Annotated in this window: 13 protein-coding genes; 10 read left to right on the forward strand and 3 right to left on the reverse strand. The window is 60.2% G+C overall.

The window, feature by feature from the left end:
- Positions 1 to 58 precede the first annotated feature (58 nt).
- The 9 genes from BLS57_RS11975 (at position 59) to BLS57_RS12010 (ending at position 9,184) form a co-directional block, all read left to right on the forward strand.
- Complete coding sequence (locus BLS57_RS11975) at positions 59 to 271, forward strand: twin-arginine translocation pathway signal protein (RefSeq protein WP_093742581.1); 213 nt, start codon at positions 59 to 61, stop codon at positions 269 to 271.
- Between the two features lie 105 nt (positions 272 to 376).
- Entirely contained in the window at positions 377 to 3,364 is a 2,988-nt protein-coding gene (locus BLS57_RS11980) for a molybdopterin-dependent oxidoreductase (RefSeq protein WP_093742583.1), read from the forward strand.
- Between the two features lie 12 nt (positions 3,365 to 3,376).
- Entirely contained in the window at positions 3,377 to 3,970 is a 594-nt protein-coding gene (gene fdh3B / locus BLS57_RS11985) for a formate dehydrogenase FDH3 subunit beta (RefSeq protein WP_093742585.1), read from the forward strand.
- Positions 3,971 to 4,036: 66 nt separating this feature from the next.
- Complete coding sequence (locus tag BLS57_RS11990; protein WP_093742587.1) at positions 4,037 to 5,239, forward strand: formate dehydrogenase subunit gamma; 1,203 nt, start codon at positions 4,037 to 4,039, stop codon at positions 5,237 to 5,239.
- A gap of 34 nt (positions 5,240 to 5,273) precedes the next feature.
- Positions 5,274 to 5,399: a hypothetical protein gene (locus BLS57_RS20060; RefSeq protein WP_279626455.1), complete on the forward strand. Its 126-nt coding sequence runs from the start codon at positions 5,274 to 5,276 to the stop codon at positions 5,397 to 5,399.
- Positions 5,400 to 5,416: 17 nt separating this feature from the next.
- On the forward strand, positions 5,417 to 6,769 hold the full coding sequence (locus tag BLS57_RS11995) for a sigma-54-dependent transcriptional regulator (protein WP_093742589.1): 1,353 nt from the start codon (positions 5,417 to 5,419) through the stop codon (positions 6,767 to 6,769).
- Between the two features lie 244 nt (positions 6,770 to 7,013).
- Positions 7,014 to 7,772, forward strand: a complete 759-nt coding sequence (locus BLS57_RS12000; protein ID WP_093742591.1) for an amino acid ABC transporter substrate-binding protein — start codon at positions 7,014 to 7,016, stop codon at positions 7,770 to 7,772.
- 6 nt (positions 7,773 to 7,778) lie between these two features.
- A complete protein-coding gene (locus tag BLS57_RS12005) occupies positions 7,779 to 8,453 on the forward strand; it encodes an amino acid ABC transporter permease (protein ID WP_093742594.1) in 675 nt (224 codons plus the stop codon).
- A complete protein-coding gene (locus BLS57_RS12010; protein ID WP_093742595.1) occupies positions 8,450 to 9,184 on the forward strand; it encodes an amino acid ABC transporter ATP-binding protein in 735 nt (244 codons plus the stop codon). The genes BLS57_RS12005 and BLS57_RS12010 overlap by 4 nt, the downstream gene beginning before the upstream one ends.
- A 137-nt stretch (positions 9,185 to 9,321) precedes the next feature.
- Here BLS57_RS12010 and dctP read toward each other — a convergent pair whose 3' ends face one another.
- The 3 genes from dctP to BLS57_RS12025 are packed head-to-tail and all read right to left on the reverse strand — an operon-like array spanning position 9,322 to position 12,219.
- A complete protein-coding gene (gene dctP, locus BLS57_RS12015) occupies positions 9,322 to 10,410 on the reverse strand; it encodes a TRAP transporter substrate-binding protein DctP (protein WP_093742597.1) in 1,089 nt (362 codons plus the stop codon).
- 20 nt (positions 10,411 to 10,430) lie between these two features.
- Complete coding sequence (locus BLS57_RS12020) at positions 10,431 to 11,726, reverse strand: TRAP transporter large permease (protein WP_093742771.1); 1,296 nt, start codon at positions 11,724 to 11,726, stop codon at positions 10,431 to 10,433.
- A 16-nt stretch (positions 11,727 to 11,742) separates the two neighbouring features.
- Positions 11,743 to 12,219 carry a TRAP transporter small permease subunit gene (locus tag BLS57_RS12025; RefSeq protein ID WP_093742774.1) on the reverse strand — a complete coding sequence of 159 codons (477 nt, stop codon included), beginning with the start codon at positions 12,217 to 12,219 and terminating at the stop codon, positions 11,743 to 11,745.
- Positions 12,220 to 12,485: 266 nt separating this feature from the next.
- Here BLS57_RS12025 and BLS57_RS12030 point away from each other — a divergent pair, with 266 nt between their 5' ends.
- A complete protein-coding gene (locus BLS57_RS12030; protein WP_093742777.1) occupies positions 12,486 to 13,580 on the forward strand; it encodes a TRAP transporter substrate-binding protein in 1,095 nt (364 codons plus the stop codon).
- Positions 13,581 to 13,600 lie beyond the last annotated feature (20 nt).

A 13,600-nucleotide genomic window follows, 5' to 3' on the forward strand; every position in this document is an offset into this window, starting at 1 on the left:
ACATCAAGACGAGCGGGCCGTAGCGCCCATGAACAAGAGACGTAACAGGAGAGACGACATGACACGCAAGCCAGAGGGTTCCGCACAACAGCCCGTCCGCAAGGACCGGCGCGATTTCCTGAAATTCGCAGGCACCGCCGCGCCCTTGGCCGCCGTCGCCGTGGCCACCACGGGCACAGAGGCCGAAGCCGCCAAAGCGCCCGATCTGTCGTCGGACCGTATTCAAGACACAGAACACACGCGGGCCTATTACGCCGCGGCGCGGTTCTGATCAGATACCAAGGGGCGCTGCCTCTTTAACTTTGGCAGGGCGCCATGTGCCCGCCGTTCAATAGCATCTCAGGCGGGGCCAACCCCGCACATAGGGAGTGAAGATATGTTGAGGAAAAAGACCAATGGGGTCGCGCGTAGCGCAGGGCGGGCAGGCATCATGTCCGATGTGGCGCGCAGTGGCATCAACCGCCGTGCGTTCCTGCGCGGTTCGGGCCTTGCCATCGGCGGGCTGAGCGCGATTGCCGCGACCGCGGGCAGCGTACAGCAGGCTTCCGCCGCGACCGCTGCGGTAAGCGGGAAGATGGAAGTTAAGAAATCCGTCTGCACCCATTGCTCGGTTGGCTGTACAGTCATCGCCGAAGTATCGGACGGTGTTTGGCTGGGTCAGGAACCCGGTTGGGACAGCCCCTTCAACCTCGGGGCGCATTGCGCCAAGGGCGCCTCGGTCCGCGAGCACGCCCATGGTGAGCGCCGCCTGAAGTACCCGATGAAGAAAGTCGGCGGTGAGTGGCAGCGGATTTCTTGGGAGCAGGCGATCAACGAGATCGGCGATCAGATGCTGTCGATCCGCGACACCTCTGGCCCGGATTCGGTCTATTGGCTTGGCTCGGCGAAACACTCCAACGAACAGGCCTATCTGTTCCGCAAGTTCGCGGCCTATTGGGGCACCAATAACGTCGACCACCAGGCGCGGATCTGTCACTCCACCACCGTTGCGGGCGTGGCGAACACATGGGGCTACGGCGCCATGACCAACAGCTACAACGACATCCACAAATCCAAGGCGATCTTCATCATCGGCGGCAACCCTGCCGAAGCGCACCCTGTTTCGTTGCAGCACGTGCTGAAGGCGAAAGAGGAAAACAACGCGCCGCTGATCGTCTGTGATCCGCGTTTCACCCGTACCGCGGCCCATGCCGACGAATATGTGCGCTTCCGTCCCGGCTCGGACGTGGCGCTGGTTTGGGGGCTTCTTTACCACATCTTCGAGAACGGTTGGGAAGACGAAGAATTTATCCGCACACGCGTTTGGGGCATGGACGAAATCCGCAAGGAAGTCGCTAACTGGACCCCTGACGAAGTTGAGCGCGTCACCGGCGTGCCGGGCGAGCAGCTTCAGCGCGTTGCGCGCACACTGGCCAACCACCGCCCCGGCACCGTGATCTGGTGCATGGGTGGCACGCAGCACACCAACGGCAACAACAACACCCGCGCTTACTGCATCTTGCAGTTGGCCCTTGGCAACATGGGCACCGCGGGCGGCGGCACCAACATCTTCCGCGGCCACGACAACGTACAGGGCGCGACCGATCTTGGCGTTTTGGCCGACACGCTGCCGGGCTACTATGGTCTGTCCGACGGGTCTTGGGCGCATTGGGCGCGGGTCTGGGGGGAGGATCTGGAGTGGATCCAGAGCCGTTTCGCCTCTTGGACCGATGGTGCGGGCGAAGAGCAGAAGATGATCAACCTCACCGGTATTCCGGTGTCGCGTTGGATCGACGGTGTGCTTGAGGATCGTGAGAACCTCGAGCAGCCTGACAACACCAAAGCGATGGTGCTCTGGGGCCATGCGCCGAACTCGCAGACCCGTCAGCTTGAGATGAAAACGGCGATGGAGAAGCTCGACCTGCTGGTTGTGGTCGACCCCTATCCGACTGTCTCGGCTGTTTTGCATGACCGCACGGACAACACCTATCTGCTGCCGGCCTGTACTCAGTTCGAAACCTCCGGCTCGGTCACCGCCTCGAACCGCTCGCTGCAGTGGCGCGAGAAGGTTGTCGAGCCGCTGTTCGAGAGCCTGCCGGACCACACGATCCTTTATAAGTTCGCCAAGAAGTTCGGCTTTGAAGATCGCATGTTCCGCAACATCGAAGTGAACGGGGAAGAGCCGCTGGTCGAAGATTTGACCCGCGAGTTCAACAAGGGCATGTGGACCATCGGCTATACCGGGCAGAGCCCCGAGCGGATGAAGATGCACATGCAGAACCAGCATACTTTCGACAAAACCACCCTGCGCGCCAATGGTGGCCCGGCGGATGGCGATTATTACGGCATGCCATGGCCCTGCTGGGGCACTGCCGAGATGAAGCATCCGGGCACGGCGAACCTTTACGATATGTCGCTGCCCGTGGCAGAAGGCGGCCTGACGTTCCGCGCCCGTTTTGGGGTGGAGCGCGATGGCGACAACCTTCTGGCCGAAGGGGTCTATTCCAAAGGCTCCGAGATCAAGGATGGCTATCCTGAGTTCACCATGCAGATGCTGATGGATCTGGGCTGGGACGGTGATCTGACAGCCGAAGAGCGCGGCATCATCGAAGCGGTCGCGGGCTATGAAGCGCCCGAGAATGCGGACGATGGTCAGGAAGAAGTTGGCGAAACCTCGCAGCAAGGCGAGTTGGAATCCGACTACGTCGAGCAGGTCGGTGGGATCAACTGGAAGACCGACCTCTCGGGGGGCATCCAGCGGGTCGCGATCAAACACGGCTGCGCGCCCTTCGGCAACGCCAAGGCCCGCGCCGTGGTCTGGACCTTCCCCGACCCGGTGCCAAAACACCGCGAGCCGCTCTATTCCAACCGGCGCGATCTGGTGGCGGATTACCCGACCTACGAGGACAAGACCTTCTGGCGGGTGCCGACGCTTTACGCCTCGATCCAGGAGAACGACTTCTCGGAGGAATTCCCGATCATCCTCACCTCTGGCCGTCTGGTCGAATATGAGGGCGGCGGGGACGAGACCCGGTCGAACCCTTGGTTGGCTGAGCTTCAGCAGAACATGTTCATCGAGATCAACACCCGTGACGCCAACAACCTTGGTGTGCGCGACGGGTCCGACGTCTGGGTCGAAGGCCCGGAGGGCGGCAAGATCAAGGTCATGGCCATGGTCACCGAACGGGTGGGCGAGGGTGTGGCCTTCATGCCTTTCCACTTCGGCGGTCATCTCGGCGGCGTCAGCCTGCGGGACAAATACCCCGACGGGGCCGACCCGATCGTACTGGGCGAAAGCACCAACACGGTTCAGACCTACGGCTACGATTCAGTCACGCAAATGCAGGAGACAAAATGTACTCTCTGCAAGATTATGCCAGCGTAAGGAGACAAGAGAATGGCAAGAGCAAAGTTTCTCTGCGATGCCGAGCGCTGCATTGAATGCAACGCATGTGTAACGGCTTGTAAGAACGAACACGAAGTACCTTGGGGCATCAACCGCCGCCGCGTGGTGACCATTCAGGACGGCCAGCCGGGCGAACGCTCGATCTCGGTCGCCTGCATGCACTGCTCGGATGCGCCCTGTATGGCGGTCTGCCCGGTGGATTGTTTCTACCAAACAGACGACGGCATCGTGCTGCACTCCAAAGACCTCTGCATCGGTTGCGGCTACTGCTTCTACGCCTGCCCCTTCGGCGCGCCGCAGTACCCGCAGGCCGGCAACTTCGGCAGCCGCGGCAAGATGGACAAATGCACCTTCTGTGCCGGTGGTCCCGAAGAGAACCACAGCCAGGCGGAGTTCCAAAAGTACGGCCGCAACCGGATCGCGGAAGGCAAATTGCCGATCTGCGCCGAGATGTGTTCGACCAAGGCGCTGCTGGCCGGGGATGGCGACATGGTGTCCGACATCTACCGCGAGCGCGTCGTCGCGCGCGGCTTCGGCTCCGGCGCTTGGGGCTGGGGCACGGCATATGAGCGAAAGGGCCAGTAACGGCTCTCGGGGCGGCCCTATATGGGCCGCCCGTTTCACGACATTTGTTTAGCCGGGGGATTACCCATGCTGCGCCACCTGATGGCTCTTTTCATTCTCGCGCTGGTTGCCCTGCCGATGGGCGCCACGGCGCAGGACGTGCGCCTGCCTGAGAATTCAACGCCTGCCGCCGTTGACCGTGCCAGCACTGGCGGGGCACAGAACCTTGCAGATATCGAGCGCCGCCAGAACGGGGCCGAGATCGACGACGGCTTTCGGCGCAACAACCTGGGCGGTGATGCAGCCACGGTGCCGGCGCTTGGCCCGCTCGGCGGGCGCTCGGACCCGGACCTCTGGCGCGGCATTCGTTATAATGAGCTGCCGGTAAAGGTCAGCACGATGAACAAAACGGGCCGCGTGCTCGTTCAAGACAACGGCATTTGGTGGCAGGAATTCCGCAAAGGGCCGCTGGCGACCTATGGCATCTGGCTGCTGTTGGGGACCATCGCGCTGCTGGCGTTGTTCTTCTTGCTGCGCGGACGCATTCGTATTGAAGGCGGCAAGATCGGGCGCACTGTTACGCGGTTCAAGGCGATTGAGCGCTTTGCCCATTGGATGTTGGCGGGGTCTTTTATTCTGCTGGCGCTGACTGGGCTTGCCACGCTCTTTGGCCGCAAGGTGGTAATCCCGCTCTTGGGTCATGAGTTCAACTCTGTGCTGCTCACGGGATCGAAGTTCATCCACAACAACGTTTCCTGGGCCTTTATGATCGCGCTGGTCATGGTTTTCGTCATGTGGATTTGGCACAATATTCCGAACAGAACCGACTGGGTCTGGATCAAGCAGGGCGGCGGTTTCATCGGCGACAAGCACCCGCCCGCCAAGAAGTTCAACTTCGGACAGAAGATCGTTTTCTGGGCGGTGATCCTGCTCGGCTTTTCCGTGTCGCTGTCGGGCCTGTCATTGCTGTTCCCCTTCGAAATCCAGCTCTTTGGCCATACCTTTGGCATCATCAACGACATTGGCATGGCAGAGGCAGCTGGCTTTGGCCCGCTGCAATCCGATCTGACGCCCCATGCCGAAATGCAATATGCTCAACTGTGGCATGCGATCATTGGCTTCGTGATGATGGCGGTGATCCTTGGGCATATCTATATCGGCACGCTCGGCATGGAAGGCGCCTTTGACGCGATGGGCAATGGCGAGGTTGATGAGCGTTGGGCCGAGCAGCACCACTCTCTCTGGCTCGAAGAGGTCAAACAAGACAAACGCCGGACGCCTGCGGAATGACGGGCGCCGGTGTGTTGAACAAAGGATACGCGCAATGAAGTCCATGCTCGCAGGGTTTGTCGCCGTCGCTGTGATCGGCGTTGTGGCCTATTACGGGCTGCATGAGATAGGCTTTTCCTCGCAAGAGGTCTATTCGGGTAAAAACGTCCGGGTGGACTGAGACCGAAAAGGCAAAGCATGGCGCGCGACGAATATGGCGGCACGCTCGAGGGCGCGTCGGTCCTTGTGATCGACGACGAACCGGGCATGCGGCATTTCCTGACAAAGATATTGGAGCCGCGCGTCAAACGCGTGGCGCAGGCAGCCTCTCCGGCGGAGGCCACCACGCTTTTGGACGAGGCGCATTTCGATGTCGTCGTGCTCGACAATATCATGCCGGGTAAGACGGGGTTGGAGTGGATCGCGGAACAGCGCCGCAAAGGGTTCTACGCGGATACCGTTCTGATTACTGCCTATGCCGATTTGGAAACCGCCATCGCCGCATTGCGCGCCGGGGTGAGTGATTTTGTTCTGAAGCCGTTTCGCGCGAACCAAATTCTCGGAGCCGTCTCCCGCACCCTCGACCGCAAGAATCTGCGCCGCGACAATACACTCCTGCGTAGGGAATTACACGCGGGCACGGCGGTGCAGATGTTGGGAAAGTCCGAAGCATTGGCCAAGGTCCGTGGCATGTTGAACCGGCTCGCGCCCGTGCCGACGCCGGTGCTCTTTACCGGGCCGAGCGGGACGGGCAAGGAACTCGCCGCACGTCAGTTGCATCAGATGTCAGACAGGGCGGACAAACCATTCGTCGCGGTAAACTGCGCGGCGATCACATCGGACCGCGTCGTGCCCGAACTCTTTGGCGCGGTGGAGGGAAACGAGACGCTCCAGCCGGGGCTATTCCTGCTCGCGGATGGGGGGACACTGTTTCTCGACGAAGTCGCGCAGATGCCGGAGGCGCTTCAGGCCGCGCTATTGCGTGTATTGGAAGACCAGCGCATCCGGCCCGAGGGGGCAGAGCGGGAGATCCCGTTAAACCTGCGCCTGCTCTTTGCCACTAACGCTGACTTGCCCAAAGCGGTGGAAGAAGGCCGGTTCCGCGCCGATCTGTATCACCGGATGAATGTGGTCGAGGTGGCGATGCCGCCGTTGAAGGACCGCTCGGAAGATATTGTTGAACTCGCCGCGATGTTTATGAAGCAGTTTTCCACCGCGCTTGGCATGCCGTCACTGCGGTTGGATGCGGAAACCTTGCTGAAGCTGCGGCGCTACGATTGGCCGGGAAATGTTCGCGAGCTCCGGAACCTGATCGAACGGTCGGTGATCTTGGGCAGTCTGCCCGAAGCCTTTGCAGGCCATGGCGCGGTAGATGGACCGCGGGCGATCGAAGACCTCGAATTGGTCACGCAACGCCACATGCTGCACATCCTCGATCTGTGCAGCGGCAACCGGGCTGAGGCCGCGCGGCGTTTGGGCGTTTCGCGCAAGACGGTGGACCGCAAGCTGGCTGCCTGGGCGGCTGAAGGGCTGGATATCGAAGGTGTTTGAACGTCCTTCCTGCCATGCAAAAAGCGCATATCCGTTCCGCGTGGCCGGTTTGGAGGCCGGCTGGCGAGAATAGTATTCTGCTTCTGGGCTGATGGCAGGACGGTTTTCTACCTAGATGCGTGGCCAATACCTGGGTGTTCCATCTGAACCTTCCGCGCCCGACAAACGTTCCTCATTTACAGCTGGTGTTGAAGCGGCCCCGTCCCGGTGACATTTGAAGCTCAAGCGTAAAGGAGTGAATTCAATGCTAAAACAGATCGTCACCGTCGCCGCCCTCGCCGCAGTTTCCGGCACTGCGGCTTTCGCCCAAGACAGCGACACGCTGCGTGTCGGCATGTCGGGCGGCTATTTCCCGTTCACCTTTGTCAAACAGGACGAGTTGCAGGGCTTTGAAGTCGACGTGATGAATGCCGTCGGCGAAGAGACCGGTCTTGAAGTCGAATTCGAAACCATGGCCTTTTCCGGCCTCATCGGCGCACTCGACGCTGGCCGGATCGACACGATCGCCAACCAGATCACCATCACGCCTGAGCGCGAGGCAAAGTTTGTCTTCACCGCGCCCTACGTCTTTGACGGCGCGCAGGTGGTGACGAAACAGGGCAACGAAGAAGTCGGCAGCGTCGAAGACCTGCGCGGCAAGACCGTGGCGGTGAACCTTGGCTCGAACTTTGAGCAGCTTTTGAACGAGCTCGACTATGCCGATGAGATTGAGATCAAGACTTACGAGTCGAACATCGCCCAGGATACCGCGCTTGGCCGGGTCGATGCCTTTGTGATGGACCGCGTTTCTTCGGCGCAACTAATCAAGGAAAGCCCGCTGCCGCTGCAACTCGCGGGCAAGCCCTTCTCGGAAATCCGCAACGCACTGCCGTTCCAAGACACCGACGAAGGCCGCGCGCTGCGTGACACGGTTGATGCCGCGCTGACCACTCTGCGCGAAGACGGGACCTTGGCCGAGATTTCGGACAAATGGTTCGGCACTGACATCACGGCTGCGGAGTAAGCTTTCATGCGGGCACTGGACCTCGACTATATGCTGGGGCTGGTGCCCGTGATTTTGGGCTATGTGCCACTGACGCTTTTCATGGCGGTGGCAGGGATGGGCTTTGCGCTGATCCTCGCTTCGCTCTTGGCGGTAGAGCGGGTTGCCAAGATCCCGGTCCTTGACTGGTTTGTCGTGCTTTTCATCAGCTTTTTCCGCGGCACGCCGCTGCTGGTGCAACTGTTCTTGTTCTACTTCGGTCTGCCGCAGGTGCTGTCTTTCCTCACCCAGATCGACGGAGTCACGGCGGCGATCATGGGGCTAACACTGCATTTCTCAGCCTATATGGCCGAGAGCATCCGCGCCGCGATCATGGGGGTGGACCGCAGCCAGTGGGAGGCCGCGCAGTCGATTGGCATGACCCAAGGCCAGATGATGTGGCGAATCATTCTGCCGCAAGCCGCCCGTATCGCAGCGCCGACTCTGGTGAACTATTTTATCGACATGATCAAAGGCACCTCGCTAGCCTTTACCCTCGGCGTGACCGAGATGATGGGCGCGGCGCAGAAAGAGGCGGCGGGGAGCTTTCTTTATTTCGAGGCCTTCTTGGTCGTGGCCGTCATGTATTGGGTGATTGTCGAAGTATTGAGCCAGGGCCAGAAGCGGCTTGAGACCCATTTGAACAAGGCGTTTGTGCGATGATTGATATCTCTGGCTTGACCAAACATTTCGGCGGCGGCCCGGTGTTGAACAATATCGACCTGCAGATCGCGGATGGCGAGCGGGTCGTGGTGATCGGGCCGTCGGGGACGGGCAAGTCGACGTTGCTGCGCTGTCTGAACTTTCTGGATGTGCCGCAGGCAGGGCGGATCACGATTGGAGATGTGACCGTGGACGCTGCGAAGGCGGGCAAGGCGGATGTCTTGGCGCTGCGGCGGCGCACGGCGATGGTGTTTCAGAACTATGCGCTCTTTGCCAATAAAACGGCGAAGCAGAATATCATGGAAGCGCTGGTGACGGTGCAGAAGCGCTCGAAGGCCGAGGCAGGGGAGCGGGCTTTGGCGGTCCTGGCGGAGACCGGGTTGGCGGACAAGGCTGATAGTTATCCGGCGGCGCTTTCGGGGGGGCAGCAGCAGCGGGTTGGGATTGGTCGGGCCATGGCGCTCGAGGCGGAACTGATGCTGTTTGATGAGCCAACCTCGGCGCTGGACCCGGAATGGGTGGGCGAAGTGCTCGACCTGATGCGGGCGGTGGCGGAGCGGAAGCAGACGATGTTGATCGTGACCCATGAGATGCAGTTCGCGCGCGAGATTGCGGATCGGGTGATCTTTATGGATGGTGGGAAAATCGTGGAAAACGGGGCACCGTCGGAGATTTTTGGTTCGCCGAAGGATGCGCGGTTGCAGAAGTTTCTTAAACGGGTCGAGGGATAGACAGGCCCGGAATCAAGCCGTAGGCGCCGGGCCATCGCCTGCCCGTCCCCCGGGTAGGCGATGGCCCTCTCACACGATGGAAACGCAAAAAGGCCCGCCAAATGGCGGGCCTTTCCGTTCAAACCCTAAGGCTTAAATCACTCCGCGCAGGCGCGGATTTTCTCGATGTCCGGACCGTTCGGTGTGCGGCCCAGGTTAAAGGGAGCCGACGCGTCACGCCATTTGGCGTAGTCCGCCAGATACTCCAGCTGGCTCAGGTAAACCTTCGCGGAATCGGGGTTCTCGCAAGCGGTTTCTTCGATGGTTTCGTTCGCCATCTCCTGAACCTTGGCGAGGGTCTCGTCATCATAGCGGTTGATCTCGATACCCGCGTCGATGAACTGCTGGTAGGCTTCGGTCGCGCGCTTTTCGGTGAAGGACAGCGACCAGACCAAGTTGGCCTGTGCTGCAATTTCCAGCGCTTCGCGAGTCTCATCCGACAGCGCATCCCATGCGCCTTTGTTGATCATCACACCGAAGATCGACGCCGACTGGTGCCAGCCGGGTGTCGCCCAATATTTGGTGACCTGCTGGAAACCGCCCGAGAAGTCGACGTTGGGGGTCGAGAACTCAGCACCGTCGATGACGCCACGTTCCAGCGACTGGTAGATTTCACCACCGGCCATGGAGACCTGAGAGCCGCCCAGTTTCTCAAGCAGACGACCCTGCTCAAGACCCGACAAACGCAGACGCTTGCCCTTGAGGTCTTCCAGCGTGACGATCTGCTCGTTGGTGCGGAAACCGGATTCGTTGTTGGTCACGCCGTAGGGCAGATAGACCATGCCGAACTTGCCATAGATCTCGTTATAGAGCTCTTTGCCGCCCCACTGTTCGATCCAGTTGACGTAGTCGACCGCGTTGAAAAGGCTCGCCGTGGTCGCCAGCGGCGAGAAGGCGGAGTTGCGGCCAGCCCAGTAACCGGGCCAGTCCGCGCCAGCTTGCACGGTGTTGGATTCAACAGCGCCAAAAACTTCGCCCGCGGGCACGAGCGAGCCGCCTTCGAAGAATTCGATGGTCAGGTCGTCACCGGTCAGCTTGTTGGCCAGATCGACAAAGTGCTTGTCCATCTCGATGAGTTCCAGCGAGGTCGGCCATGTAGTGGTCATGGTCCAGTTTTCCTGGGCGGCGGCCTGCGTGGCAAAGCCCGCGCAGAGTGCCAGACCGGCAAGGGTTGATTTCATTTTCATTATTATACTCCTCCGTTGGTTTACTTGGTGTAGAGCGTTTCCGGCAGCCAGGTGACCAGCTGTGGGAACAGGGCGATGGCCACACACATCATCAGGATCAACCCGATGAAGGGCAGCACACCGACGATGATATGCGACGTCTTGACCTCGCGCGGCGCAATGGCGCGCAGGTAGAACAGCGCATATCCAAAGGGCGGCGTTAAGAAGGACGTCTGCAGAACCACCGACATCAGAACGACGAACCACAGAAGGCTCACGTCCATCTCCTGCACGATCGGCAGGAAGATCGGGAAGGACAGCAGCACGATGCCGGTCCAGTCGAGGAAGGCACCGAGGATAAACACGATGAACATCATCATCGCGATCAACAGCCAAGGCGCCATATCGAGGTTGCGGATAATCTCTTGCGTCGCGCGCAAGCCGCCGGTGATGTTGAACACCCCGGTAAAGGCGGTGGCACCGACGACGATGAAGAGGATCATGGCCGAGGTCCGGCCGGTTTCGAGCATAGCGCCATAGAAGCTCGCCCAGTTGAATTTGCCGCGCATGACCACGATTACTAGCGCCAGCGCCGCACCAATGGCCGAAGCTTCGGTCGCTGTCGCGATACCGGCGAGCAGGGAGCCGAGGATGCCAAGGATCAGGACCAGCGGTGGCACTGCTTCGATCAACAGCATACGTACCAGGGCCGGTTTGCTGATCTTCTCGTCAGGCTCGACAGCGGGAGCCATATCTGGGCGCACGACTGCGACAAGGAAAACCCAGACGGCATAGAGCAAGCCCAGGACCACACCGGGCACCATGGCACCGGCAAAGAGCTCGCCCACGGACAGCGGCGAATAGGAGGCCATAAGGATCAGCATGATGGACGGCGGGATCAGGATGCCGAGACAACCAGACGCCGCGATGACGCCTGTGGTCAGGGTCGGGCTATAGCCGTATTGGAGCATCGGACGCAGGGCCATAACGCCCATCACGGTGATCGAAGCGCCGATGATGCCGGTGGTGGCCGCGAGCAGGATGGAGATGAACACCACCGCCAGCGCCAGACCGCCGCGCACGTTCGACATCAACAGGCGGAGCGATTCGAACATCTTATCGGTTACGCCCGAATCAGACAGGAACCTCGCCATCAGGATGAAGAGCGGGATCGCGATCAGGGTGAAGTTATCCAGCACATCGCCAAAGATGCGGTTGATGACGATGCCAAGCACCATCGGTTTGCCGGCGATAACAGCACCAAGAACGGCGGTGCCGCCAAGGACAAAGGCCAGCGGGTGGCCCATGAAGAGGCCCAGCAAAAGCAGGCCAAACATGGTGAGAGCTATGAGTTCAGGCGTCACGGGGGATTTCCTGACGGTTAAGTACGAGTTTCAGAAATTCCGACACGCCCTGCAGTAGCAGCAGCCCGGCGGCGAGGGCCATCGCCATTTTCAGCGGATAGACCGGCAGTTGGACGGAGCCGTAGGTCGTCTCGCCCTGAGCATAGGAGCGCATGGCGAATTCGTATGAGCGGGTGGTAAAGACCCAGGCAAAGGGGAAGAAGAAGATCACATAGCCTGCGGCTTCGACCCAGCGGCGTGCATGGTGGCCCAGCGTTTCTGTGATCAGGTCAACCCGCACATGCGCTTGGTGGCGCAGGGCGTAGCCGCCCAGCATGACGAAGTAGAAGCCGTAGAGCTGTTTCGTCACATCAAAGGCCCAGCGGGTCGGATCATTCAGCGCGTAGCGCATGAACACGTCATAGATGATGATCGCGGCGAAAATGACGGCCACAACCGACACCACGCGCCCGACGAATTCATTCATCCGGTCAATGAGTTTTAGCAAGTTCAGAGCCCTCCCTGGCAGCTGGCACCATATTCGCGTTTCTGTCGGAAACAAGCCGAAAGTCCAGTTATACAACAGCTTTACGTAGCACTACGTATGCGGGGCGGGCCGGACTTGTCTAGCCGGAGAACGGCTGATTGCGCGAGGGGCATGGACATTTTCAACGGGCGACGATTATCTGCTGCACAGGGCTGTCCGGCCAAGGGTCGGGGATGCTTATCAATTATTCCGATTGGGAGGAAATCATGGATCGTCGTTCGTTTATTCGCAAAGCTGGTGTGATGGGGGCAGGTGCTGCCGCTACGACACTCGCGGCGCCCGCCATCGCGCAGGGCAACATCACTTGGCGCATGGTTACTACATGGCCCAAGAACTTCCCCGGCCTCGGTGTCGGCGCGCAGCGTTTGGCTGATCGCATCACCGCCGCCTCGGGTGGCGAGCTGACGATTCAGGTGTTCTCGGCAGGCGAAATGGTCCCGCCGCTGCAGTCGCTGGACGCCGTGATCGACGGCACTGCTGAGATGAGCCATGGTGCTGCCTACTACTGGCAGAACAAATCGCCGGCGCTGTCGTTCTTTACCGGCGTGCCTTACGGCATGACCACGCCCGAGCTGACAGCTTGGATGCGCTACATGGGCGGTCAGGAAATCTGGGACGAGATTTACGACCAGTTCGGCGTTCAGGGTTTCCTCTCGGGCAATACCGGCACGCAGACCGGCGGTTGGTTCCGCGATGAGCTTAAAAGCCTCGATGACGTCAAAGGTGTGCGCTTCCGGACGCCGGGCCTTGGTGGCCGTGTGTGGGAGAAGCTTGGCGCGACCGTGACCAACATGGCGGCGGGCGAGATCTTCCAAGCGCTGCAGTCCGGCACGCTTGATGCGGCTGAGTTTGTCGGCCCCTACAACGATCTGGCGCTCGGCTTCCATCAGGTTGCCAAGAACTACTACATGCCGTCCTTCGTGGAGTCGGGTCTGGCGACCGAGCTTGTCGTCGATAAGAAGAAGTACCAAGAGCTGCCCGAGAACCTGCAGGCGATCATCCGCGATGTGAGCCAAGCGGAATACGATCAGGTTGCTGCGGACTTCTATGCCAACGACCCGCGCGCGCTGAAGACGCTGGTTGATGAGCATGGCGTGACCGTGCGCAACTTCCCCGACGATATTATGGAAGCCGGTGCCAAGGCCTCGGTCGAAGTGGTTGAGGAGCTGCGTGCGAGCGATGATCCACTGGTCAAGAAGACAGCCGACAGCTTTGTCGAAGCGCTGAACCTTGTCCGCACGCGGACCGAGAACATCGACAGCCCCTATGTTCAGGCGCGTCAGAAGTTCTTGAAGTACTAAGCTTTGCGGTAAGTGATGTG

Origin of the sequence: Sulfitobacter delicatus, from assembly GCF_900102535.1 — a bacterium.
GTDB lineage: Bacteria > Pseudomonadota > Alphaproteobacteria > Rhodobacterales > Rhodobacteraceae > Sulfitobacter > Sulfitobacter delicatus.